The organism is Bradyrhizobium sp. LTSP885 (assembly GCF_000938305.1).
Lineage (GTDB): Bacteria > Pseudomonadota > Alphaproteobacteria > Rhizobiales > Xanthobacteraceae > Bradyrhizobium.
Window position 1 is genome coordinate 56,753 of sequence record NZ_JYMT01000033.1, and the last position, 25,024, is coordinate 81,776.

Consider the following 25,024-nt stretch of genomic DNA (forward strand, 5'->3'; position numbering starts at 1 on the left):
CGAGCCGCTCGTAATGGTCGCGCGCGATCAGGAGGCCCTGCTCGGCCGAGGGCCCCGCGATCATCCGGGCGACGAATTTGAAGCCGTCGCGCAGGCTGGCGTCGGAGTAGGGCGAGCGGGTGTAGCGGAAGATGCCGGCGCGATCCTTGCCGCTCGCCGCCACGATCTGGATGAATTGCGTGGTCTCCTCGATCCAGCCCGGGTCGAGCACCGCGCCCGGATGCAGGAACATCAGCCACGGCGAGCGGGCCTGCCTGGCGCCGGCGGCGAGCGCTGCGGCGCGGGTGCCCTCGAAACGCAGGAAGCGGCAGCCGGCCACATCGGCCACGCGCTCCATCACATCCGTATTGGTGCGATCGACCAGCAGCACCTCGCGGATGATTCCCGCAGCCGCGCCCGGCACCAGCGCCGCCAAGGTCGCGACCGCGGTGCGTTCCACGCCGTCGGTCGGAATGATCACGCTCAGCATGATTGAGGCTTCGTTGGCTCAAACGGTTGCAAAATCGCGCTGTGTTATCACCTTGTCATTTTCAAAGCAGCCTTTTCACCTGCAGATTTTTACAGCACTGTTTTGTGGATTTCTTCTCCGCTTGTTCTTGATTTGTTCTCGCGTTGTGCTAGCTTCGCAGCATGAGCCGAGCATCCTCTCATGCCCTCAAGCACCCGCCGGTAACGGCGCCCTCCGATAACCCGGCGGGTGCAGCTTCTCCTTTTCCCACCCCGTTTCCCGAGCTTGCAGTCGCGATCGAAGGCGAACGGCGACGCGGCCGCGGCGCGCAGTCCAACGCCAGCGGCCGCTACGAGGCCGAGGCGAGGGTCGCCTTCGACGACGGCTGGCAGAGTCTCGAAGAGCTGCCGCCGTTCAAGACCACGGTTACGATCGATACCTCGCGCAAGGTGATCACCCGCAACGAGTCGCCCGACATCGGCTTCGACCGTTCGATCAATCCCTATCGCGGCTGCGAGCATGGCTGCGTCTATTGCTTCGCGCGGCCGACCCACGCCTATCTCGGCCTGTCGCCGGGACTGGACTTCGAAACCAAATTGCTCGCCAAGCCCGACGCGCCGGAACTGCTCGAGAAGGAGTTGGCGGCGCCCGATTACGAGGCGCGGATGATCGCGATCGGCACCAACACCGATCCCTATCAGCCGATCGAGCGCGAGCGGAAAATCATGCGCGGCATTCTTGAGGTGCTGGAGCGTGCCGGTCATCCGGTCGGCATCGTGACCAAGTCGGCGCTGGTGACGCGCGACATCGATATCCTGGCGCGGATGGCCAAGCGCAACCTGGTCAAGGTCGCGCTGTCGGTGACGACGCTCGACCCGAAGCTGGCGCGCACCATGGAACCGCGCGCGTCGAGCCCGCCGAAGCGCCTTGAAGCCATCAAGCGCCTCGCCGACGCCGGCATCCCGGCGACTGTGATGGTCGCGCCCGTGATCCCGGCGCTGAACGACTCCGAGATCGAGCGCATTCTCGATGCCGCCGCCCATGCCGGCGCAAAGGAGGCGAGCTATGTGCTGCTCCGCCTGCCGCTCGAGGTCCGCGATTTGTTTCGCGAATGGCTGATGGCGAACTATCCCGACCGCTATCGCCACGTCTTCACGCTGATCCGCGACATGCGCGGCGGCCGCGACTATGACTCGCAATGGGGCACAAGGATGAAGGGCACCGGCCCGATGGCCTGGATGATCGGCCGCCGCTTCGAGATCGCCTGCGAAAAACTCGGGCTCAACAAGCGGCGGACCAAGCTGACCACCGACCATTTTGCCAAACCGAAGCGCAACGGGCAGCAACTGAGTTTGTTTTAGCAGGTCGTTGTATTCGTCATTGCGAGCGAAGCGAAGCAATCCATGTCACAACGTCGGGATAGATGGATTGCTTCGCTCCGCTCGCAATGACGGAGAAAGGTAAACATGAGTAACACCGCCCCAACTCCACGCTTCACCGTCCTGACGCTCGGTGTCGCCGACATGCGCGCCAGCATCGCCTTCTACGAATCGCTCGGCTTCACCAGGAAGATGCGCGCGACCGGCGAGGAGGTTGCCTTCTTCGACACCGGCGGCACCATGCTCGGGCTGTTTCCGTGGCATCTGCTTGCGGCCGATGCAGCGCTGCCTGATCAGCCACGTCCGGCGGCGTTCCGCGGCGTCGCGATCGCGTGGAACTGCCGCGACGATGCCGAGGTCGATATCGTGATGGCGTTCGCGCTCTCGAAGGGGGCCAAGCTGTTGAACCCGGCACAGCCCACGAGCTACGGCGGCTACTGCGGTTATTTCGCCGATCCGGACGGCCATGCCTGGGAAGTTGTACGCGCACCGGGTTTTGAGGTCGGCGACGACAGGCGGGTATCGCTGCCCGACTAGCTTTGAATAGCGGGGAGGGGCGGCAGGTTCCCGGTTGCGCCGCGCGTCATGCTTGATCACCATCCGCGGCATGATTCGGGACAAATCCAAGAAGAAGCCTGAGAAGCGCGTGGTCGTCGTGACGCGGCCGAGTTTTCGGCGCGAGCGCGCGCTGATCAAGCGCGGCGTCTGGCCGATCGCCGGCTGCGACGAGGCCGGGCGCGGCCCGCTGGCCGGCCCCGTGGTCGCCGCCGCCGTGGTGCTGGATCCCAACCGCATTCCAAAAGGCATCGACGATTCGAAGCGGTTGACCGCCGAACGCCGCGAGGAATTGTTCGAGGAGATCTGTGCAACCGCAGCCTTCTCGGTCGTGGTGGCCTCGCGCGCACGGATCGACCGCGACAATATTTTACGCGCTTCGCTGTGGGCGCTGGCGCGCGCTGTCCATGCGCTGCCGGAGACCCCGAAGCACGTGTTCGTCGACGGCCGCGACAAGCTCGCCACGCCCTGCGACTGCGAGGCCGTGATCGGCGGCGACGGCCTGGTGCTGTCGATCGCGGCCGCCTCGATCATCGCCAAGGTGACGCGAGACCGCCTGATGTGCGCGCTGGCGCTGGACTGTCCCGGCTACGGTTTCGAGCAGCACAAGGGCTACGGCGTCCCCGAGCACCTCGCGGCGCTGGACCGGCTCGGCCCGAGCGCCCATCACCGCACCTTCTTTGCCCCCGTCGTCGCGGCGCGGCTGAAGCATTTCCCAGCGACGGTCGAGCCCGACCTGTTCACGGGGGACGTGGACAGCGAAGCCGCAGCATCCGAGGCGGCGTAGCGCACGACTCTGCCGCCCCACCCTCCGCTGTCATCGCCCGGCTTGGCCGGCGACCCAGTATTCCAGAGACAGCAGCCGTCCACCGAGAAGCCGCGGCGTACTGGGTGCCCCGCATAAAGCGGGGCATGACGGCGGAATTCGGTCTGCCAACTCGCTTCGATGCTTGAACACATCTCACCCCGGTTGCGTCCGTCGCGGCCCGCGACTATCAAATCCCCCGGATCGGATTGCGCCGCTGACACGGTGGCTGGGGCTTTTCAGGCGTTTCATGCGGTTTACCTCCCTGGATGTCGAACTGATCCGCGCCCGGCCACGGCTGGTGGTCTGGATCGTGGTGTTGGCGCAGGCGGCGATCTGGCTGTTGCTGCCGCTGATCTTCTACGGCAGCCCGCCCGGCGACCTCGCCGGTGTGCTGGCGTTTGGCCGCGAATACCAGGTCGGCACCGACATGGGGCCGCCGCTGTCGTTCTGGCTTGCCGACATCGCCTTCCGCGCCGCCGGCAACCATGTGTTCGGCGTCTATCTGCTGGCGCAAATCTGCGCGGTCGCGACCTTCATCGCTTTTTACCGGCTGGCGCGCGCCATTGTCGGCGGCCCGCAGGCTGTGCTCGCGGTGCTGCTGTCGATGACGGTCGTGGTGTTCTCCTCGCCGAGCGTCGAGTTCGGTCCGCTGATCCTGGCGCGGCCGCTTTGGGCGCTGCTGCTGCTGCATTCCTGGCAGTTGATCGGCCAGAACCGGCGCAGCGCCTGGTTCGCCTGGTCGATCGACTGCGGCCTGCTGCTGCTGACGACGCCGGCGGCAATCGGCATGATCCTCCTGGTCGCGGGCTTTGCGGTCGCAACCCCGCGCGGGCGGCGGATGCTGATGTCGGTCGATCCGCTCTACGCGGTGCTCGTCATCCTCGTGCTCGCGCTGCCCTATCTGATCTGGCTGATCCGCGCCGATGTGCTGGCGCTGCCGCCGCTGCCTGCGATCGCGGCTCTCGGTGCCCGCGCGGCGCGCTGGGGCGTCGTGCTCGGCGGGCTGATCGTGGCGACGGCGGCCGTCGTGCTGCTGGCGATCCTCAATTCGCGCGGGTTCGCCCGCGAGGCCGAGGATGCGCCGATCATCTATCGTCCGCCGGTCGGGCCGCTGGCACGGCAGTTCGTCTATGTCTTTGCGTTCGCGCCGGCCATTGCGGGAAGCTTCGTCGCCGGCCTGTTCAATCTCGACCGCGTGTTCGGCGGCGCCGGCGTGGTGCTGTTGATGTCGGGGCTTGCCGTCGTCGTCGCGGCGGGCGACCTGATTCCTTTGCGGCGGCAGCGGCTGCTGCGCACGGTCTGGGCCTTCGCCGTCGCCGCGCCGGCTGTTGTTGCCTTGGCCGCGGCGCTGTTCCTGCCGTGGACCAGCACCACGGAGGCGTCGACCTCGCTGCCGGCGGCTGCGATCGGACGCTTCTTCGACGACAGCTATGAGCGCCGCACCAACCAGCGGCTGCGCGCCGTGGCCGGTGATCCCGAGCTTGCCGGCCTGATCGCGATGCAGGCGCGGCGTCCACATCTCCTGCTCGACGCGACGCCGCATCGGACGCCATGGCTGTCGATCGCAAAGTTCAACGAGACCGGCGGCGTCGTGGTCTGGCGCGCGCAGGACACCGCGGGCACGCCGCCAGCAGACATCGCGCAGCGCTTTCCCGGCCTCGCGCCGGAAGTCCCGCGCGCCTTCGACCGGCTGGTCAACGGAAGGCAACCGGTGTTGCGGATCGGCTGGGGGATCGTGCGGCCGAAGGGGTGATGTGGCGTAGCTCGGATGAAGCGCAGCGAAATCCGGGGCTACTTTCTCCGCGCGATCAGACCCGGATTACGCTTGCGCTCCATCCGGGCTACGCAATGCGATCCTACGTCACCTGTTCCAACGCCTTCGCGACCGCGCGCAAATCCAGCCACGTCATCTTCTTGTAGGACGGCGAGCGCAGCAGATAGGCCGGATGGAACGTCGCGATCGCGCGGATGCTGCGCGTTCCGGTGTCGTAGTCGGACCATTTGCCCCGGCTGCGCATGATGCCTTCGCGGGTCGACAGCAGCGTCTGCGTCGAGGGATTGCCGAGCGTCACCAGCACGTCGGGATTCACCAGCTCGATCTGGCGCTGGATGAAGGGCAGGCAGATTTGCGTCTCCTGCGGCGTCGGCGTGCGATTGCCGGGCGGCCGCCACGGGATCACGTTGGCGATATAGGCGTTGCTGCGGTCGAGCCCGATCGCCGCGATCATGCGGTCGAGCAGTTTTCCTGAGCGGCCGACAAACGGCAGGCCCTCGATGTCCTCGTCGCGGCCCGGCGCTTCGCCGACGAACATCACACGCGCGTGCGGATTGCCGTCGGCGAACACCAGTCTGGTCGCGGTATGCTTCAGCGCGCAGCCGTCGAAACTCTCCATCAGCGCGCGCAACGCCTCGAGCGTCGGCGCGGTGCGCGCTGCCTCGCGCGCCGACGCAATCGCGGCCTCGGGCGCGACGGTGATTTCGCTCCGCGGAACAGCAGGCATGACCACCGGCGGCGGACGCAGTGGATTCGGCGCCAGGACCGGTCGCGGCGCTAAGGGCGCGGCAACAGCGTCGGGTTCCTCCAACCGGTTGATCGGTTCATCGCCCAGTGCGCAATCGACCCCGGCCTCGAGGTAAAAGGCCAGCAATTGCTGCAATGTAGGTGCGGGTTCGGACATCAGGGCCATGGTCGACGGCAATCTAGGACGGATTGGGCGCGCGCGAAACGTCCGAGATGACAATTCCATGGTTGTCCTTCCGACAAAAATCGGAAACAACGACCCCTAGAAAACTTAGAAGTGTTCTCAACGGGCTGAGACCAGATCATGAGTGAAGACCTCCCTCCGCGCGAGTCCATGGAATTCGACGTGGTCATCGTCGGCGCCGGCCCGTCGGGCCTGTCGGCCGCGATCCGGCTCAAGCAGCTCAATCCCGAGCTCTCGATCGTGGTGGTGGAAAAGGGGTCTGAAGTCGGCGCGCACATCCTCTCCGGCGCGGTGATCGATCCGGTGTCGCTCGACAAATTGATCCCGGATTGGCGCGAGGATGCTGATTGCCCGCTGAAGACGCAGGTCAAGGACGACCGCTTCTACTGGACAACGGCGGCAGGCGCGATCAAGCTGCCGGGCTTCATCATGCCGCCGCTGATGGACAATCATCACTGCTATATCGGCTCGCTCGGCAATGTCTGCCGCTGGCTGGCACCGAAGGCGGAAGCGCTCGGCGTCGAGATCTATCCGGGCTTTGCCGCCGTCGAGGTGCTCTATGACGACAAGGGCGCGGTGCGGGGCATCGCCACCGGCGACATGGGCATCGCCAAGGACGGTACGCATAAGGATTCCTACACCCGCGGCATGGAGCTGCTCGGCAAGTACACGCTGTTCGCCGAAGGCGCGCGCGGCTCGCTCTCCAAGCAATTGATCGCCAAGTACCAGCTCGACGCCAACAGCCAGCCGCCGAAGTTCGGCATCGGCTTGAAGGAGGTCTGGGAGATCGATCCTTCAAAGCACCAGAAAGGCCTGGTCCAGCATAATCTGGGCTGGCCGCTGAACAACAAGACGGGCGGCGGCTCGTTCCTTTATCACTACGACGACAACAAGGTGGCGGTCGGCTTCGTCGTGCATCTCAATTACGACGATCCGTATCTGTCGCCGTTCGATGAATTCCAGCGCTTCAAGACCCATCCGTCGATCCGCGGCGTGTTCGAGGGCGGCAAGCGTCTGGCCTATGGCGCGCGCGCCATCACCGAAGGCGGCTATCAGTCGGTGCCGCGGCTCTCATTCCCGGGTGGCGCGCTGGTCGGCTGTGCGGCCGGCTTCGTCAACGTTCCCCGCATCAAGGGCGTGCACAACGCGATGGGCTCGGGCATGCTGGCCGCCGAACACGTCGCAGCAGCCCTCGGCGCCGGCCGTGCCAACGACGAATTGGTCGATTACGAAAGCGCCTGGCGCTCGTCCGCAATCGGCAAGGATTTGTACCTGGTTCGCAATGCCAAGCCGATGCTGTCGAAGTTCGGCACCATGCTCGGAATGGCATTCTCCGGCTTCGATATGTGGACCAATACGCTGTTTAGCATCTCGGTGTTCGGAACGCTGTCGCATTCCAAGCCCGACCGCAAGACGCTCGATCCGTCGAAGCAGCACCAGCCGATCAGCTATCCGAAGCCGGACGGCAAGATCTCGTTCGACAAGCTGTCGTCGGTGTTCATGTCCAACACCAATCACGAGGAGGATCAGCCGGTCCATCTCAAGGTCGCCGACATGAACCTGCAGAAGACGTCGGAGCATGACGTGTTCGCTGGTCCCTCCAACCGCTATTGCCCGGCCGGCGTCTATGAATGGGTCGAGGAGGGCGCGGCCCCGCGCTTCCAGATCAACGCCCAGAATTGCGTCCACTGCAAAACCTGCGACGTGAAGGACCCCAACGGCAACATCACCTGGGTTCCCCCGGAGGGCGGCGGCGGCCCGAACTACGAGGCGATGTAACAGGGCAGTCCGACCATTTTTGCGTGAGGGTCCCACCGCTTCCGCGAATTCCGCTTCGCCTCTCCCACAAGGGGAGAGGTGACCGGTTGTGTGGCCACCGTCACGTTTCCAAACGCTATTGTGCTGACACCGGCCACGATACCGCCACAGTACCAGCGTTTTCCGGTAGCGCTGGCTGGATCGGCGGGCCTAAAGGCTTAATCTGCCAATCGATTCGTCACGCGTATCCTTGCGGTTGAGCGCCAAAAGCGGCATTGTCGCTGGCTGTGATGCCGCCGCTTGGGTTCGCATTTGAGACTGATCGCAAGATCTTGTCAGAAGGATCTTTCTTGTCAGAAGAATCTTGGCCGTAAATCCCTGGAGCAAGGCGACTGTGATGCTGTCCACCCGTTTCAACCGCCTGACGATTGCCCTTCTTGCCGCCGCCGCGCTTGTCGTGCCGGCGCAGCTGTCGGCGCAAACCCCCGATCATCCCACCGACAATTCAGCGCAATTCCCGAACAGGAATGACTTGAAGTCGCTGACCACAGCGGGCAGTTATCTCGCCGCCCGCCACGCCAGCGTCGAGCGCGATGCGACCTCGGCTGCGGCGTTTTACCGCTCGGCGCTGCGCACCGATCCGAAGAACTCTGAGCTGCTCGACCGCGCCTTCATCTCCTCGCTCGCCGATGGCGACATCGACGAGGCCGTCAAGCTCGCCGACCGCATCCTGACCCTGGACAAGGCCAACCGCGTCGCCCGTCTCGTCGTCGGCGTGCGCGACCTCAAGACCAAGAAATACGCAAGCGCGCAGTCCAACATCAATCAGTCGGTCCGCGGCCCGATCACCGATCTGGTAGCGACGCTGCTGTCGGCCTGGGCGAGCTATGGCGCGGGCGACAGCAAGGGCGCGGTCGCCGGCATCGACAAGCTGACCGGGCCGGACTGGTACCCGATCTTCAAGGATCTGCACGCCGGCATGATCCTCGAGCTCGCCGGCAAGGACAAGGACGCCGGCACCCGCTTCGAGCGCGCCTACAAGCTCGACGATTCGATGCTGCGCACGGTCGACGAATATGCCCGCTGGTCGTCGCGCAACAAGGACGCGGCGGCCGCCACCGCGCTTTACGAGGCCTTCGACAAGAAGCTGCCGCGCCATCCGCTGGTGCTGGAAGGCATCAAGGAGGCCAAGGCCGGCAAGAAACTGCCGCCGCTGGTCGAGAGCCCGCAGGCCGGCGCCGCCGAGGCGCTCTACGGCATCGGCGCGACGCTGACCCGGCGCGGCGGCGAGGACCTCGCGCTGGTCTATCTGCAGCTTGCGCTCTATCTGCAGCCCAACCATCCGTTGGCGCTGCTCTCGCTTGCCGATCTCTATGAATCGGTGAAGAAGCCGGCGATGGCGATCAAGGTCTACGAGCGGATGCCGGCGTCCTCGCCGCTGAAGCGCAACGCGCAGATCCAGCTCGCGACCAATCTCGATGCCGCCGACCGCAGCGACGAGGCGATCAAGATCCTGAAGGATGTCACCGCAGACTCGCCGAAGGACGTCGAGGCCATCATGGCGCTCGGCAATGTCGAGCGCGGCCGCAAGAAGTTCGCCGATTGCGTCGGCACCTATTCGCAGGCGATCGACGCGCTGCCGGAGGGCGGCGACAAGAACGCCTGGGTCACCTACTACTACCGCGGCATCTGCGAGGAGCGCTCCAAGCAGTGGAAAAAGGCCGAGGCCGACATGCGCAAGGCGCTCGACATGCAGCCCGAGCAGCCGCATGTGCTGAACTATCTCGGCTATTCCTGGATCGACCAGGGCATCAACCTCGACGAAGGCATGAAGATGATCAAGCGTGCCGTCGATCAGCGCCCTGACGACGGCTACATCGTCGACTCGCTCGGCTGGGCCTATTTCCGGATCGGCAATTACGAAGAGGCGGTGAAGAACCTCGAACGCGCGATCGACCTGAAGCCGGAAGATCCGACCATCAACGACCATCTCGGCGACGCCTATTGGCGCATCGGCCGCACGCTGGAAGCCAAGTTCCAGTGGGCACATGCCCGCGACCTCAAGCCCGAGCCGGAAGAGCTGCCGAAGATCCAGGCCAAGATCGACAACGGCCTGCCCGATGATGCCTCCTCGTCCGCCGCCTCCGCCGACAAGAAGAAGGACGACGACGGCAAGGGCGGCTAGGGCTTGCTCCGTCATTCCGGGATGGTCCGAAGGACCAGACCCGGAATCTCGAGATTCCGGGTTCGCCCTTCGGGCGCCCCGGAATGACAGCAAGTCCGGAATATCCACCCAAACAAAGAGATAGGATCGTGGTGCGATTTACGCTAATCGCATCGCGATCTTGTTTTTTAGGGGTATTTCGCCGTGCCGGCGCTTGTTGAAGAGGGACGTGCCAAGGTCAACCTGACGCTGAAGGTGATCGGGCGGCGCGTCGATGGTTTTCATGATCTGGAAAGCGTGGTCGCGTTCGCCGACTGCGCCGATCGGCTCACGCTGGAGCCGGGCTCCGTGCTTGCGCTGACGATGGAAGGACCGTTGGCGGAGGCCTGCGGCGATACCTCTGATAATCTGGTGCTCAAGGCCGCGCGGCTGCTCGGTGAGCGCGTCGCGGACCTCAAGGTCGGCCACTTCACGCTGGAGAAGGTGCTGCCGGTTGCAGCCGGCATCGGCGGCGGCTCGGCGGATGCCGCAGCGGCGCTGCGGCTGCTGGCGCGGCTCAACGAGCTCGCGCTCGACGACAAGCGCATCATGGAGGTCGCGTTGCAGACCGGCGCCGATGTGCCGGTGTGCGTCGCCTCGCACGCCTGCGACATGTCCGGCGTCGGCGAGAGCCTGCTGTCGCTCGATCTGCCGAAACTGCCCTGCGTGCTGGTCAATCCGCGCGTGCCGGTCGCAACCAAGGACGTCTTCAACGCACTCGGCCTGCGCCACGGCGATCTGCTGGTCGGCGCCACGGACATCATGATGCAGCGGCCGTCCTGGCCCGATGCGAGCTGCGCGATCGACGACTGGATCGAGGCGCTGACGCGCGGCAGCAACGATCTCGAGAGCCCCGCCGCGCGCATCGAGCCCGTGATCAGCGAGGTGCTGACGGCGCTGCGCGAGACCGCGGGCGTGCGGCTTGTCCGCATGTCGGGCTCGGGCGCGACATGTTTTGCGGTGTTCGCCGATGACACCGCCGCGCAGGCTGCCAGCGAAAAGCTCCGTGCCGCGCACCCCGGCTGGTGGGTGCATGCGGGCACGCTGAGCTGAGCTCTGCCTCCGCAGGGGCGCACTGCCAAAATATCGAAAACAACCCCATGCAAAGTAGCCGGCGCCTGCCGGCGCCCGACACGACAAATGCCAAGCTCGGGCGATTCATGCCGCGAGAATGCGGATCTATGAGTCGCAAACCGCGCAACAAACTCGCTGTCGTCCCGGGCTTGACCCGGGACCCATAACCACAAATGCGAGTTGTTGCGGAATGCTGGGGCCACGGCCCGCTTCAACAACTCAACCCTGTGGTTATGGGTCCCTGCTTTCGCAGGGACGACGGCGGTGTGTTTGGCTCAATTGGTGGATACGGCGAGCCTAATGCGACCGTGCCAAACAGAACGCCACCACCTCTTGCAGCGCCGTCTTCATTGGCGAGGGCGGGAACAGTGCGAGCGCGTCGACCGCCATGGCGCCGTAGTGATGGGCGCGGCTGATGGTGTCTTCGAGGGCGCGGTGCTTGGTCATCAGCCCGATGGCGTGGTCGAGATCGTTGGCGCCGATCTCGCCGCGCTCCAGCGCACGGACCCAGAACTTGCGCTCGGTGTCGTTGCCGCGGCGGAATGCCAGTACCACCGGCAGCGTGATCTTGCCCTCGCGGAAATCGTCGCCGACATTCTTGCCGAGCTTGGCGGACTTGCCGCCATAGTCGAGCACGTCGTCGACCAGCTGGAAGGCGATGCCGAGATTCATGCCGACCGAGCGGCAGGCGGTCTGCTCCGCCTTGGGCCGGTTGGCAATGACAGGACCGACCTCGCAAGCCGCGGCGAACAGCTCGGCGGTCTTGCCACGGATCACGGCGAGATATTCGTCTTCGGTGGTCGCGGTGTTCTTGGCCGCGGCAAGCTGCATCACCTCGCCTTCGGCGATGGTGGCCGCAGCGGCCGAGAGGATGTCGAGCGCGCGCAGCGAGCCGACCTCGACCATCATCCGGAACGCCTGGCCGAGCAGGAAGTCGCCGACCAGCACGCTGGCCTCATTGCCCCACAGCATCCGGGCCGACAATTTGCCGCGGCGCAGCTCGCTCTCGTCGACCACGTCGTCATGCAGCAGCGTCGCGGTGTGCATGAATTCGACCGCGGCGGCGAGCTTGATATGGCCGTCGCCGGAATAGTCAGACAATTGGGCCATCGCCAGAGTGAGCATCGGCCGCAGCCGCTTGCCCCCGGAAGAGATCAAATGGTTGGCGACCTCGGGGATCATGGTGACCTCCGAGCCGGTGCGCGACAGGATGGCCGCGTTGACGCGCTCCATGTCGGCGGCGACAAGTCCCACCAGCCCGTCGATCGAAGCATTGGACGGGCTTTCGAAGGGTACAATAACCGCCACGCTGGTCTCCAATTTTGCCGAATTCGCACTATCCTCAGCTATAACAATAGAAACTGCGCAGTGAAGCGGCAAGGCCACGAAGTTGTTGACATGTGTCGCAGGGGCCGCACAGCCGGGGCCAGAGGAGAGCTGAATTTGCGGGAATTGGTTCGAACCAACGACATCGTGCTGGTCTCCGCCGTCGGCGCGCTGCTTGATGGCGCCAACATCCATCATCTGGTGCTTGACCAGAACATGAGCATTATCGAGGGCTCGCTCGGCGTGCTGCCGCGGCGGATCCTGGTCCATGAGGATGACAACCGCGAGGCGCGCCAGCTGCTGACCGATGCCGGGCTCGCCCACGAATTGCGAGCCGATGAATAATCTTGCGAATAATCCCGCCCCCGATGTCACCGAGGACGGATTTCTCGGCGGGCAGTTGAAATTGCGGCAGCCGCGGACCGGTCATCGCGCCGGCCATGACGCGATCCTGCTGGCCGCAGCGACGCCGGCACGATCGGGCGATCGCGTCGTCGACCTCGGTTCCGGCGTCGGCGCGGCCGGGCTCGCGGTAGCCCGCCGCGTGGCCGGGATCGATCTCGCTTTGGTCGAGATCGACCCGACATTGGCGGCGCTCGCGCGCGGCAATGCCGCAGCCAATGCGATTGCCGCCGACGTGATCGTGCTCGATGTCGAGGCCACAGCGTCTGTGTTTGCCGCCGCCGGCCTCGCGCCTGACAGCGCCGATGTCGTGCTGATGAACCCGCCGTTCAACGATCCCGCCAGGCATCGCGCCTCGCCGGACAGCGTTCGCGAGCGCGCCCATGTTGCAACCGCGACGACGCTGGAGAGTTGGGTTCATGTGGCGCGGCGGATGCTCAAATCGAACGGGCGGCTTGCGATGATCTGGCGGGCCGACGGTATAGCCGAGGTGCTGGCTGCGCTCGACCGCGGTTTCGGCAGTGTCGAGATCCTGCCGGTTCACGCCGATGTGAGGGGACCGGCGATCCGGATCCTGGTGCGCGCCACCAAGGGCGGACGGGCGCCGACGCAGCTGCACGCCGCGCTGCTGCTCAATGATGAGTCAGGGGTGCCCAATAAATGGGTGCAGGAGATATTAGCTGGGAACGGAGGATTACCGCTGTCACGGCCGTAACGGGCAGCGTCGCTGCCCGTGTCGTCATCGGGATCGACTTACTGCGGAGCCGTTTCTGACTGCCGTTCCGGCGTTGACGTGAAGTGGACCGCCGCAAGGAGTGTACTGATCAGCAAAATCAGCAGATAGATTTTCATGTGGCTCTCCGCCCGCGCATTTCCGCCCCAACGGCCGAACTGCAAAATGCGTTCCGCCTACTCCAATGACAGTGGCGTGATAAAAAGTGGTTAATTCGAGGTAACTGAATGAGTGAACAAATAAGTGATCGCGCGCCCCGTCCGGGACTGCTCGAGCGGATCCAGGGTTTCCTTCCGGCCCGGCTGCGTCGCGGCGTGGCTGTTGTGCCGGTGGTGCGGCTATCAGGCGTGATCGGCGCGGTGACGCCGCTGCGGCCGGGAATGTCGCTCGCCGGTGTCGCCAAGTTGCTGGAGCGCGCCTTTGGCACCAGGAATGCCAAGGCGGTCGCGCTGGTGATCAACTCGCCGGGCGGTTCGCCGGTGCAGTCACGGCAGATCTATCTGCGCATCCGTCAACTGGCCGCCGAGAAGAAGCTGCCGGTGCTGGTGTTCGTCGAGGACGTCGCGGCTTCCGGCGGCTACATGATCGCCTGCGCGGGCGACGAGATTTATTGCGACCCGTCCTCGATCCTGGGCTCGATCGGCGTGGTCGGCGGCGGCTTCGGCTTCGAGGAGGCGATCAAGAAAATTGGTGTCGAGCGGCGGCTCTATACGGCCGGCACGCACAAGGCGACGCTCGATCCGTTCCTCCCCGAGAACGCTGACGACGTCGCGCGGCTGAAGGCGATCCAGCGCGAGATCCACACGATCTTCATCGCGCTGGTGAAGCAGAGCCGGGCCGGCCGGCTGAAGGGCACCGACGATCTGCTGTTCACCGGCGAATATTGGGCCGGCGAGACCTCGGTCGGTCTCGGGCTTGCCGACGGGATCGGCGATATCAGATCGACGCTCCGTGCCCGCTACGGCGAGAAGGTGTCGACACCGGTGATCGCGCCGGCCAGCGGCATGCTGTCCGGCCTGCTCGGCCGGCGCGCGCCGGGGGCGGGGTCGATGGCGCTGCTGGACGGGATCGGGGCCTTGCCCGACGACCTGATCTCGGCGCTGGAAACCCGGGCGATTTGGGCCAAATTCGGGTTCTGACACGTGGTTGTGAGCGCGCCATTTAGCCCCAAAAGCCCGATTGCGGCGCGGGCCCGGTTGCGCCAAAATGGTCTGTATTGGGGGCCTGACCGACGTGAACGACAAGGATCGACCGATGCCGCCGCTGATTGCATTTGCGGGCGCCCTGGGTGGCCTGGCCGTGGTCCGCTGGGCGTACAGAACTGCCGTGCGGATCAACCAGGAACTCGAAGAGGCGCGCCTCTCCCGGGTGGCCGAACCCGCCCGCACAGGCGAGGTCAAAACCCTGCGCCGCGACCCTGTGACCGGCGCCTATCGGCCGGGTTAGGGCGTGGTTCCCCCTCGCCCCGCTCTTGCGGGGAGAGGGTTGGGGTGAGGGGCTGCCTCCGCAAGCTCGAAAGATGTGAGTGTGCGGAGAGTCCCCCTCACCCGAAATTCGCGCGGGGCGCGAATTTCGACCTCTCCCCGCAAGCGGGGCGAGGTAAGGCAGGCCCATCGCCTTGATTCCATTGGCCGCCGCCGATACGGTCCCGCGCGCTTCACACCCCCCTTGCGAGCCCCGTAGAGACGATGGACGCCCTGCCTGACCACATGCGCCCGGAACGCTCGTTCCAGGGCTTCATCCTGGCCCTCCAGCGGTTCTGGGCGGAGCAGGGTTGCGTCATCCTGCAGCCCTACGACATGGAAATGGGCGCCGGCACCTTCCATCCCGCCACCACCCTGCGCGCGCTCGGACCAAAACCCTGGAACGCGGCTTATGTGCAGCCGTCGCGGCGGCCGAAGGACGGCCGCTACGGCGAAAATCCCAACCGGATGCAGCACTACTACCAGTTCCAGGTGATCATGAAGCCGTCGCCGCCGAATCTTCAGGACCTCTATTTGAAGTCGCTGGCCGCGATCGGCATCGATGCAAGCGTCCACGACATCCGCTTTGTCGAGGACGACTGGGAGAGCCCGACACTCGGCGCCTGGGGCCTTGGCTGGGAATGCTGGTGCGACGGCATGGAAGTCTCGCAGTTCACCTATTTCCAGCAGGTCGCCGGCGTCGAATGCGCGCCGGTCGCGGGCGAACTCACCTACGGGCTCGAGCGGCTCGCGATGTATGTGCAGGGCGTCGACCGCGTCTACGACCTTAACTTCAATGGCCGCGAGGGCGCCGACAAGGTCACCTATGGCGACGTGTTCCTGCAGGCCGAGCAGGAATATTCGCGGCACAATTTCGAATATGCCGACACCACGATGCTGTTCGAGCAATTCAGGATGGCCGAAGAGGCCTGCAAAAAATATCTCGCCGCTGGATGGCGCGAGCGAAGCAACGCGAAAGAACACCTGATGGCCTTGCCGGCCTATGACCAGTGCATCAAGGCGAGCCATGTGTTCAACCTGCTCGATGCCCGCGGCGTCATCTCGGTGACCGAACGTCAAAGCTACATCGGGCGCGTGCGCGATCTGGCGAAGGCGTGCGGCGAGGCGTGGATCCACACTGAAACGGGCAGGGCGGCCTGATGCCTGATCTGCTCCTCGAACTGTTCTCCGAAGAAATCCCCGCCCGCATGCAGGCGAAGGCGGTGGACGACCTGCGCCGCATGGTGACTGAGAAGCTCGTCGCCGAGGGCCTGGTCTACGAAGGCGTCAAGGCGTTCGCGACACCGCGCCGCCTTGCGCTGACCGTGCACGGCATCCCCGGGCGCCAGCCCGATCTGAAGGAAGAGCGCCGCGGCCCGCGCGTCGGCGGCGCCGAGCCCGCGATCCAGGGATTTTTGAAAGCCACCGGCCTGTCCTCGATCAGCGAAGCAAAAATCCAGACCGATCCGAAGAAGGGCGATTTCTACATCGCGCTGATCGAGAAGCCCGGCCGCCCCGCGATCGACGTGATTGCGGAGATGCTGCCAGTGATCATCCGCACCTTTCCGTGGCCGAAATCGATGCGCTGGGGCGCGCGCTCGGCGAAATCAGGGTCGCTGTCCTGGGTGCGCCCGCTGCACGCGATCACCGCGACCTTCGGGCTCGAGACCGAGGATCCCGATATCGTCAACTTCTCCGTCGACGGCATCGAGGCCGGACAGACCACCTACGGCCACCGCTTCATGGCGCCAGCCGCGATCTCGGTGCGCCGCTTCGAGGACTATGAGGCCAAGCTGAAGGCGGCAAAAGTCATCCTCGATCCGCAGGCGCGCAAGGACATCATCCTTGAAGACGCCAAGCAGCTGGCGTTCGCGCAAGGCCTTGAACTGGTCGAGGACCAGGTGCTGCTCGACGAGGTTTCGGGCCTCGTCGAATGGCCCGTCGTCATGATGGGATCGTTCGAGAAGGAGTATCTCGCGATCCCCGACGAGGTGATCCGCGCCACCATCCGCAACAACCAGAAGTGCTTTGTGGTCAAGGATCCCAAGACGGGCAAGCTGACCAACAAGTTCGTGCTGACGGCCAATCTCGAAGCAACCGACGGCGGCAAGACCATCGTTGCCGGCAACGAACGCGTGATCCGCCCGCGGTTGAGCGATGCGAAGTTTTTCTACGAGACGGATCTGAAGACGAAGTTGGAAGACCGGCTGCCGAAGTTCGAGCAGATCGTGTTTCACGAGAAGCTTGGGACGCAGGCAGAGCGGATCAAGCGGATCGAAGCTTTGGCGGCGGAGATCGCGCCGCTGGTCGGTGCTGATGTCGAGAAGACGAAGCGCGCTGCACATCTGGCGAAGGCGGATTTGCTGACCGAAGTGGTCGGCGAATTCCCCGAGCTGCAGGGTCTGATGGGCAAATACTACGCGCTTGCGCAAGGCGAGGATGCGTCCGTCGCTGCGGCAAGTGAAGAGCACTGGAAGCCGCAAGGGCCTGCGGATCGCGTGCCGACCGATCCGGTGAGTGTGGCCGTGGCACTCGCGGACAAGCTCGACACGCTGGTTGGGTTCTGGGCGATCGACGAGAAGCCGACGGGGAGCAAAGACCCGTATGCGCTGCGCCGCGCGGCGTTGGGTGTGATCAGGCTGATTGTCGAGAATACCCTGCGCCTGCCGATCGTGAAGGCAGCACAGGTTTCAATTGCCGGCTTGCTCGAAACGGGGACACAGCACCCGGTCGTGGATAGTCACAAGCTTCCGACCGACCTGCTCGCATTCTTCGCTGACCGCCTCAAGGTGCAGCTCCGAGAGCAAGGCGCGCGTCACGATCTCGTCGATGCGGTGTTTTCGCTCGGCGGTCAGGACGATCTCCTGCTTGTCGTCCGTCGCGTCGAGGCGCTCGGCAAATTCCTCGAGACCGACGACGGCAAGAACCTGCTCGCCGGCACCAAGCGCGCCAACAATATCCTCGGGATCGAGGAAAAGAAGGATAAGCGCAGCTTCGACGGTGCGCCTGACGCCGAGCTCTACAAGCTCGACGAGGAGAAGGCGCTGGCGAAAGCGATCGATCAGGTGAAGAGCGAAGCCTCCGCCGCCGTCGCCAAGGAAGATTTCGCCGCCGCGATGAGCGCGATGGCAAAACTGCGTCCGGCGGTCGATGCGTTCTTCGACAAGGTCAAGGTCAATGACGACGACGCTGCGGTCCGCGAAAACCGCCTGAAACTGCTCAACGAGATCCGGGCCGCGACGCGCGCGGTGGCGGATTTCTCCAAAATCGAGGGCTGACCGATGGACCACGCAACGCTCGCCGCTTACGACAAGGAGGCGGCGGCGTTTGCGCAGGACTGGCACGACCAGCCGGCGCCGGTCGACCTGCAAGAGATCGTCGCCCGTTTCTTCATCAAGGGCGGCTTAACCGCCGATATCGGCTGCGGCAGCGGCCGCGAGGTGGCGTGGCTGAACGCCAACGGCTATCCGGCCGAAGGTTTTGATGCCTCCGAGGGCCTGCTCACGGAGGCCCGTTCGCGCTATCCGCAAGCCCGCTTCACGCGTGCAGAATTGCCCGAGCTATCCGGCATCGCCTCCGGCAGTTTCGACAATGTGCTGTGCGAGACTGTGATCATGCATCTCGATCACGCGCTGATCGCGCCGTCGGTGCGCCGCATGCTCGACATCGTGAAGCCCGGCGGCGTGTTCTATCTGAGCTGGCGCGTCACCGAGGGCGCCGACCTGCGCGATGCGCACGGCCGCTTGTATGCGGCATTCGATGCGACGCAGGTGCGAGCCGAACTCAAGGCGACGCACCTGTTGCTCGATGAGGAGCTGGTCAGCGTGTCTTCGGCCAAGACGATTCACCGGCTGGTGGCACGCAAGAGTGGCGGGAGGCTGGCATGACAAGGGTCGCGACATGCGCCTGCGGGCAGCTCTCGGTGACCTGCCACCAGGAGCCAGCCAAGATCGCGCTGTGCCACTGTCTTGAGTGCCAGAAGCGAACTGGCAGCACCTATGGCATCGCCGCCTTCTTTCGCCGCGCCGACGTCGAGCCGCAGGGCGAGGCGCGGCAATACAGCCGCATCGGCGACAGCGGCTCTGCGGTGGTGTTTCATTTCTGCCCGACCTGCGGATCGTCGGTCTATTGGGAGCCTGGGCGCGCGCCCGACGTCATTGCCGTTGCGGTCGGCGCTTTCGCGGACCCGGATTTTCCGGCGCCCTCACTATCGGTCTACACGCAGCGCCGCCACACCTGGGTCGTGGACAGGTGAGAGAAGCGATTCCTGATTGGCGACCACAGCTCGCAGCGAGGTAGAAAAGCCCCGCCCGGAGGGGAGGCCGGGCGGGGCTTTCTGGTCCGGTCGATCTTCGCGCAGATCCGCTTGCGCGGCGCCCGGACTCATCGTTCAGGGATCGCGGGGCTGGCTATTCGACCACCTGAACAATGCGACGCGAGCGCGGTTCGACCAGCACGGTCTCGCCGTTCACGACGGTGTAGCGATAGGGCGTCGCGCCGAACCGCTGCGGCACGTCGTAAGTCATCACGCCGGCCTCCGGCAGCAAGTTGCCGACAACGACGCGATCCGGAATGGTGTAGGTCGGCACGCGTTCGCTCACTATGTATTCGCGGAACGCCGGACGCTGCTCGACCGTGATGCCTTCGCTCTCGTCAACCACGACCGGACCGCCGCGCGCGACGCCGACCGTTTGCGCCTGTGCGGCAGTGGCGGGCATAGCGATCGCGGCGGCAACCGCTGCAACGGCAAGGATTCTGTTTCGCATGGCTTGCTCCATTTCCTTCACACTGCAAGACTTCCTTCACACTGGAAGACGCCGGCATTCGCCAGCACGCATGCCGAGCCAATTCATCCGATGTGGCAACGTTCCGGAAAAATCACTGCCATATACGCGGCAATTTCGTGCAAATTTCGTGAGCGAGGGAACCTGTTGGCGCGACAGGCGTCTTGATGTCGGAACTCCCCCGGCGGATAACTGCCGCCCTCGATTCGAATGTCCTGTCGAACGCCCTGAAAACAGCCGGAGAAATTTCAAATGGTCATCACCGCTGCGCATGTGCCCGCTATCGTTGCCCTGATCGCAGGCATCCTGATCCTGGTCATGCCGCGGCTGCTCAATTTCATCGTCGCGATCTATCTGATCTTCATCGGATTGGTTGGAATGGGACTCTTGCATTGGCTGCACATCTAGCCGGAAAGCGGGGTTTCGCGGCTTGCGCGGGACCCCTCAAAATGGTGTAAGCGCGCATCTTCGACCCCTCTTTACGGATTGTTGTCTGACATGGCCAAAGCCGTCGCGAAATCCAAGAAAGCTCCCCAGAAAATGGCAGCGAAATCAAAGGCCTCTGCGCCGGCCCGCAAGGCTGCGCCGCCGGCCCGCAAGGCGCTGAAGAAGAGCGCGCCCAAGGTGGCGCCGAAGGTCGCCAAGCCTGCTGCAAAGCCCGCCGCCAAGGCGCCTGTTGCCAAGGCTGCGCCCGCTCCAATCAAGGCTGCGCCTGCTGTAACGAAGGCTGCGCCTGCTGCAATCAAGGCAGGCAAGTGGGTCTATACGTTTGGCGACGGTAAAGCTGAGGGCCAGGCCGGCTTGCGCGATCTGCTCGGCGGCAAGGGCGCCAACCTCGCGGAGATGGCCAATCTCGGTCTGCCGGTGCCTCCCGGCTTCACCATCCCGACCTCGGTCTGCACCTATTTCTATGAACACGGCAAGACCTATCCGAAGGAATTGAAAGCGCAGGTTGAGAAGGCGCTCGACTATGTCGGCAAGCTGGCCGGCAAGTCGTTCGGCGATGCCAAGAACCCGCTGCTGGTCTCGGTCCGCTCCGGCGGGCGCGCCTCGATGCCGGGCATGATGGACACCGTGCTCAATCTCGGTCTCAACGACCGGACGGTCGAAGCGCTCGCCGAACTCTCCGGCGACCGCCGCTTCGCCTTTGACAGCTATCGCCGCTTCATCACGATGTATTCGGACGTGGTGCTCGGCTTCGAGCATCATCACTTCGAGGACATCCTCGATACCTTCAAGGACGGCCAGGGCTATACGCTCGACACCGATTTGACCGGCGACGACTGGGTCGAACTGGTCGGCAAGTACAAGGAAGCGGTGGCGAAGGAGACCGGCCACGACTTCCCGCAGGATCCGCACGACCAGTTGTGGGGCGCGATTGGCGCGGTGTTTTCATCCTGGATGAACGCGCGCGCGGTGACCTACCGCAGGCTGCACGACATTCCGGAATCCTGGGGCACCGCCGTCAACGTGCAGGCGATGGTGTTCGGCAATATGGGCGAGACCTCGGCGACCGGCGTTGCGTTCACGCGCAATCCCTCGACCGGCGAGAGCAAGCTCTACGGCGAATTCCTGATCAACGCACAGGGCGAGGACGTCGTTGCCGGCATCCGCACGCCGCAGGACATCACCGAAGAGGCGCGCAAGGATAGTGGCTCCGACAAGCTGTCGATGGAAGCCGCGATGCCCGAGGCGTTCAACGAGCTGACGCGGATCTATACGCTGCTCGAGAAGCACTACCGCGACATGCAGGACATGGAGTTCACGGTCGAGCAGGGCAAGCTGTGGATGCTGCAGACCCGCGGCGGCAAGCGAACCGCAAAGGCGGCGCTGCGCATCGCGGTCGAACTCGCCAATGAAGGCCTGATCTCCAAAAATGACGCGGTGATGCGGATCGATCCGGCGTCGCTGGATCAGCTGCTGCACCCGACCATCGATCCGAGTGCAAAACGCGACGTGATCGCGACCGGCCTGCCAGCATCGCCCGGCGCCGCTTCGGGCGAGATCGTGTTCTCATCGGATGAAGCCGCCAAGCTGCAGGCCGACGGACGCAAGGTGATCCTGGTCCGCATCGAGACCAGCCCCGAAGACATCCACGGCATGCACGCCGCCGAAGGCATCCTGACCACGCGCGGCGGCATGACCTCGCATGCGGCGGTGGTCGCGCGCGGCATGGGCAAGCCCTGCGTCTCCGGCTGCGGCACCGTCCGCGTCGACTACGGCCGCGGCACCATGAGCATCGGTTCGCGTACCTTCAAGACCGGCGACGTCATCACGATCGACGGTTCGGTCGGGCAGGTGCTGGCCGGCCGCATGCCGATGATCGAGCCGGAACTGTCCGGCGAGTTCGGCACGCTGATGGGCTGGGCCGATCAGGTCCGCAAGCTCGGCGTTCGCGTCAACGGCGATACGCCCGATGACGCGCGCACCGCGGTCAAGTTCGGTGCCGAAGGCATCGGCCTCTGCCGCACCGAGCACATGTTCTTCGAGGAGACCCGCATCCGCACCGTGCGCGAGATGATCCTCTCTGAGGACGAGCAGTCGCGCCGCGCCGCGCTGTCGAAGCTGCTGCCGATGCAGCGCGCCGACTTCGTCGAGCTGTTCGAGATCATGAAGGGGCTGCCGGTCACGATCCGTTTGCTCGATCCGCCGCTGCACGAGTTCTTGCCGCACACCCAGGCCGAGATCGAGGAAGTCGCGCGTGCGATGAACACCGATCCGCGCAAGCTCGCCGATCGGGCTCGCGAGCTCTCCGAGTTCAACCCGATGCTCGGCTTCCGTGGCTGCCGTCTCGCGATTGCCTATCCAGAGATCGCCGAGATGCAGTCGCGCGCGATCTTCGAGGCCGCGGTCGAAGCCGGCAAGCGCACCGGCAAGGCCGTCGGCCTCGAGGTGATGGTGCCGCTGATCGCGACCAAGGCCGAGTTCGACCTGGTCAAGGCCCGGATCGATGCGACCGCCAAGGCGGTGATGAAGGAGACCGGCGCCAAGCTGAGCTATCAGGTCGGCACCATGATCGAGCTGCCGCGCGCCTGCTTGTTGGCCGGCGAGATCGCGGAGACCGCGGAGTTCTTCTCGTTCGGCACCAACGATTTGACGCAGACCACCTACGGCATCAGCCGTGACGACGCCGCGAGCTTCCTCGGCACCTACGTCGCCAAGGGTATCCTCGCGATCGACCCGTTCATCTCGGTCGACCGCGACGGCGTCGGCGAGCTCGTCAAGATCGGCGTCACGCGCGGACGCAAGACGCGGCCGAACCTCAAGGTCGGCATCTGCGGCGAGCACGGCGGCGATCCGGCGTCGGTGGCGTTCTGCCACGAGGTCGGACTCGACTACGTCTCCTGCTCGCCCTATCGCGTGCCGATCGCGCGCCTCGCCGCGGCGCAGGCCGCACTTGGCAAGGCGGTCGCAAGCCAGGCGTAAGTGACGCGCAATCTTCAACGAAAATGGCCGGGACAATGTCCCGGCCATTTTTGCATTTGCCGTCAGTGTCGATCGCGCAAGACTTTCTTCATCACCTTCGTTGACCGGATATTTACCACTCTCATCGTCCGCGCATTTACCAACACACTTGATGCAATGCGCAGAAAGACCGCGATCACTTGCGTGTGGCGGGCGCGCAACGCCGATTAACCCCGCGGCAACCTAAACACGTTAGCAACAAAAAAGGTCGAATTGCGCGGATGGACCGCATTCGACTGCATTCAGTAAGTGTTGCGTGAGCGTACGATGTTTGTGTTGCGTAACCAGCCGAAGAGCGCACGGCTTGCGCTCTTCGGTTTAGGTCTCAGCATCTTCGCGTTGATGCCGACCGAGATCGGATATCAGGATATCGCCTCACTGCTGGCGCGCCAGCCGGGCGTCGCGGAGCGCTGGCAGAAGCGCGTGTTCGCGTCCGCGGTCGGTTCCATCCAGGTCGCGACCTATAGCTTCGGCCATCCGATCGGAACGTCGTTGCCGGAGACTGCAACCTATCGTCTCGCAAGCCTCGACAATCAGGGCATCGATATCACGGGGGCCGTGACGCGCAATCCGATCGCGACGCCGCCGCCGCGCTACCAGGCCTCGGATTTCCCCAAGGTCGACCGCACGTCGAAGGGCGATCGTCTCGTCGTCGCAAAACCCGACGCGACGGAGCCCGCCGCGCCCGCAAACGCCGCACCAACGAACGAAGACCCCGCAACCTCCAATTCGTCCGTCAGGGGCATGAAGACTGCCGACAAGGCACCGGCTGACAGCGCGCCGCTCGATCCCGAATTGCAGGAGGCGCTGCGCGCGCCGCCATTGCCGCAATACTCGGCGGCGCTGCCGCAATACGATGTCTCGATGTCACTCGAGGCCGACCCGCTCGATGATCGGAAGGTTGTGCCAGCGGCGCCGGCATCCGTCACCCACGTAACGCCGCCGCACGAGGCGTTCTCGTTCCAGACCTCGAGCCTGTTCTTCGGTTCGTCGCTCGGCTCGCCCGAGAGTATGGAGCGCTGGCAGCCGGGCGAGGCGCCGACCATTGTTGCGCCGGCGGCGGTGCCGGATCCCGACATGAAGGTGATGGCCTCGCTGCCGGTCGATGCCGACGGCCCGGTCAAGGCTGGCGAGATGGGCGAGAGCATCGCGCCGAAGGGCGAGGTCAATTCCGACAACCAGCGCACCAAGACTCCAGCCGAGCGGCTCGGCCTGCTCGACGAGAAGTCGCGCGCCAAGTCGGAAAAGTGCCTGGCCGAAGCAGTCTATTTCGAAGCCCGCGGCGAAGCCGTGCGCGGCCAGATTGCGGTCGCCCAGGTGGTGCTGAACCGCGCCTTCTCCGGCAAATATCCGGAGACCGTGTGCGGCGTGGTCTACCAGAACAAGAACCGCCATTACGCCTGTCAGTTCACCTTTGCATGCGACAACACGCCCGACGTGATCCGCGAGCCCGACATGTGGGACCGCGCGAAGAAGATTGCGAAGGCGATGCTCGACGGTAAATTGTGGCTGCCGGAAGTCGACCGTTCGACCCACTACCACGCCTATTGGGTGCGGCCGTCCTGGGTCAGCGAAATGAAGAAGATGTACAAGTTCGGCGTCCATACCTTCTATCGTCCGCGCGCCTGGGGCGACGGCAGCGATGCGCCGAGCTGGGGCAACCCTGCCGAAACCGCGGCGATCTCGGCCCAGCTCGCCGAAGCCGCGCAAAGCTCGGCCGAGCAGGTCAGCGCGAAACGATAGCTGCCACTAAGCCACCGCGTCATTCCGGGATGGCCCGTAGGGCCAGACCCGGAATCCCGATGTTGAGGGACCGACGTGGTGGGCAGAAGCGTCAACGAATCTCGAGATTCCGGGTTCGCGCCTTGGCGCGCCCCGGAATGACAGTCCCAGAATTTCGCAGAGCTGCCCTGCAGGGAAA

The 25,024-nt window shown here is 64.6% G+C and carries 22 protein-coding genes; 18 read left to right on the forward strand and 4 right to left on the reverse strand.

The genetic code is table 11. The features are described from left to right. On the reverse strand, positions 1 to 469 hold a 469-nt coding region (locus UP09_RS20430; protein ID WP_502689066.1), incomplete at its 3' end, for a glycosyltransferase. A gap of 161 nt (positions 470 to 630) precedes the next feature. Here UP09_RS20430 and UP09_RS20435 point away from each other — a divergent pair. The 4 genes from UP09_RS20435 (at position 631) to UP09_RS20450 (ending at position 4,943) form a co-directional block, all read left to right on the forward strand. Then, entirely contained in the window at positions 631 to 1,809 is a 1,179-nt protein-coding gene (locus tag UP09_RS20435; protein ID WP_044540079.1) for a PA0069 family radical SAM protein, read from the forward strand. Positions 1,810 to 1,914: 105 nt separating this feature from the next. Then, positions 1,915 to 2,364 carry a VOC family protein gene (locus tag UP09_RS20440; protein WP_044540080.1) on the forward strand — a complete coding sequence of 150 codons (450 nt, stop codon included), beginning with the start codon at positions 1,915 to 1,917 and terminating at the stop codon, positions 2,362 to 2,364. A 70-nt stretch (positions 2,365 to 2,434) separates the two neighbouring features. Continuing rightward, positions 2,435 to 3,169, forward strand: a complete 735-nt coding sequence (gene rnhB, locus UP09_RS20445; protein WP_044540138.1) for a ribonuclease HII — start codon at positions 2,435 to 2,437, stop codon at positions 3,167 to 3,169. Between the two features lie 268 nt (positions 3,170 to 3,437). After that, positions 3,438 to 4,943 carry a glycosyltransferase family 39 protein gene (locus UP09_RS20450; protein ID WP_044540081.1) on the forward strand — a complete coding sequence of 502 codons (1,506 nt, stop codon included), beginning with the start codon at positions 3,438 to 3,440 and terminating at the stop codon, positions 4,941 to 4,943. Between the two features lie 103 nt (positions 4,944 to 5,046). Here UP09_RS20450 and UP09_RS20455 read toward each other — a convergent pair whose 3' ends face one another. Then, positions 5,047 to 5,871, reverse strand: coding sequence for a uracil-DNA glycosylase (locus tag UP09_RS20455; RefSeq protein WP_044540139.1), 825 nt, complete (start codon positions 5,869 to 5,871; stop codon positions 5,047 to 5,049). Between the two features lie 141 nt (positions 5,872 to 6,012). Here UP09_RS20455 and UP09_RS20460 point away from each other — a divergent pair, with 141 nt between their 5' ends. The 3 genes from UP09_RS20460 (at position 6,013) to UP09_RS20470 (ending at position 10,909) form a co-directional block, all read left to right on the forward strand. Beyond that, positions 6,013 to 7,674, forward strand: a complete 1,662-nt coding sequence (locus UP09_RS20460) for an electron transfer flavoprotein-ubiquinone oxidoreductase (protein WP_044540082.1) — start codon at positions 6,013 to 6,015, stop codon at positions 7,672 to 7,674. A 376-nt stretch (positions 7,675 to 8,050) separates the two neighbouring features. Beyond that, positions 8,051 to 9,838, forward strand: coding sequence for a tetratricopeptide repeat protein (locus tag UP09_RS20465; RefSeq protein ID WP_044540083.1), 1,788 nt, complete (start codon positions 8,051 to 8,053; stop codon positions 9,836 to 9,838). A gap of 183 nt (positions 9,839 to 10,021) precedes the next feature. Next, positions 10,022 to 10,909 carry a 4-(cytidine 5'-diphospho)-2-C-methyl-D-erythritol kinase gene (locus UP09_RS20470; protein ID WP_044540084.1) on the forward strand — a complete coding sequence of 296 codons (888 nt, stop codon included), beginning with the start codon at positions 10,022 to 10,024 and terminating at the stop codon, positions 10,907 to 10,909. A gap of 318 nt (positions 10,910 to 11,227) precedes the next feature. Here UP09_RS20470 and UP09_RS20475 read toward each other — a convergent pair whose 3' ends face one another. Beyond that, a complete protein-coding gene (locus UP09_RS20475; protein ID WP_044540140.1) occupies positions 11,228 to 12,238 on the reverse strand; it encodes a polyprenyl synthetase family protein in 1,011 nt (336 codons plus the stop codon). A 135-nt stretch (positions 12,239 to 12,373) separates the two neighbouring features. Here UP09_RS20475 and UP09_RS20480 point away from each other — a divergent pair, with 135 nt between their 5' ends. From UP09_RS20480 to UP09_RS20515, 8 genes are all read left to right on the forward strand, one after another. Continuing rightward, positions 12,374 to 12,601 (forward strand): putative signal transducing protein, encoded by a 228-nt coding sequence (locus tag UP09_RS20480; protein ID WP_044540085.1) that lies wholly within the window; start codon positions 12,374 to 12,376, stop codon positions 12,599 to 12,601. Next, a complete protein-coding gene (locus tag UP09_RS20485) occupies positions 12,594 to 13,373 on the forward strand; it encodes a tRNA1(Val) (adenine(37)-N6)-methyltransferase (protein WP_044540086.1) in 780 nt (259 codons plus the stop codon). Before UP09_RS20480 ends, UP09_RS20485 begins: the two co-directional genes overlap by 8 nt. Before the next feature lie 245 nt (positions 13,374 to 13,618). Continuing rightward, positions 13,619 to 14,530: a S49 family peptidase gene (locus tag UP09_RS20490; protein WP_044540087.1), complete on the forward strand. Its 912-nt coding sequence runs from the start codon at positions 13,619 to 13,621 to the stop codon at positions 14,528 to 14,530. A 115-nt stretch (positions 14,531 to 14,645) separates the two neighbouring features. Continuing rightward, the gene (locus tag UP09_RS20495) at positions 14,646 to 14,837 is read left to right on the forward strand and encodes a hypothetical protein (RefSeq protein ID WP_044540141.1); all 192 of its coding nucleotides are present in this window, start codon (positions 14,646 to 14,648) and stop codon (positions 14,835 to 14,837) included. Between the two features lie 242 nt (positions 14,838 to 15,079). Beyond that, positions 15,080 to 16,015, forward strand: a complete 936-nt coding sequence (locus tag UP09_RS20500; RefSeq protein ID WP_044540088.1) for a glycine--tRNA ligase subunit alpha — start codon at positions 15,080 to 15,082, stop codon at positions 16,013 to 16,015. Next, a complete protein-coding gene (gene glyS / locus UP09_RS20505; RefSeq protein WP_044540089.1) occupies positions 16,015 to 18,132 on the forward strand; it encodes a glycine--tRNA ligase subunit beta in 2,118 nt (705 codons plus the stop codon). The genes UP09_RS20500 and glyS overlap by 1 nt, the downstream gene beginning before the upstream one ends. Before the next feature lie 3 nt (positions 18,133 to 18,135). Continuing rightward, on the forward strand, positions 18,136 to 18,741 hold the full coding sequence (locus tag UP09_RS20510) for a class I SAM-dependent methyltransferase (protein WP_044540090.1): 606 nt from the start codon (positions 18,136 to 18,138) through the stop codon (positions 18,739 to 18,741). After that, complete coding sequence (locus tag UP09_RS20515; RefSeq protein ID WP_044540091.1) at positions 18,738 to 19,109, forward strand: GFA family protein; 372 nt, start codon at positions 18,738 to 18,740, stop codon at positions 19,107 to 19,109. Before UP09_RS20510 ends, UP09_RS20515 begins: the two co-directional genes overlap by 4 nt. A 154-nt stretch (positions 19,110 to 19,263) precedes the next feature. On the opposite strand, the gene UP09_RS20520 is transcribed toward UP09_RS20515, so the two are convergent. Then, a complete protein-coding gene (locus tag UP09_RS20520; RefSeq protein WP_044540142.1) occupies positions 19,264 to 19,620 on the reverse strand; it encodes a DUF1236 domain-containing protein in 357 nt (118 codons plus the stop codon). Between the two features lie 270 nt (positions 19,621 to 19,890). On the opposite strand from UP09_RS20520, the gene UP09_RS37065 reads away from it, so the two are divergent. From UP09_RS37065 to UP09_RS20530, 3 genes are all read left to right on the forward strand, one after another. Beyond that, positions 19,891 to 20,046, forward strand: coding sequence for a DUF3096 domain-containing protein (locus UP09_RS37065; RefSeq protein ID WP_082070214.1), 156 nt, complete (start codon positions 19,891 to 19,893; stop codon positions 20,044 to 20,046). 90 nt (positions 20,047 to 20,136) lie between these two features. Beyond that, a complete protein-coding gene (gene ppdK / locus UP09_RS20525; protein WP_044540092.1) occupies positions 20,137 to 23,064 on the forward strand; it encodes a pyruvate, phosphate dikinase in 2,928 nt (975 codons plus the stop codon). A gap of 306 nt (positions 23,065 to 23,370) precedes the next feature. Next, on the forward strand, positions 23,371 to 24,846 hold the full coding sequence (locus tag UP09_RS20530) for a cell wall hydrolase (RefSeq protein WP_044540093.1): 1,476 nt from the start codon (positions 23,371 to 23,373) through the stop codon (positions 24,844 to 24,846). Positions 24,847 to 25,024 lie beyond the last annotated feature (178 nt).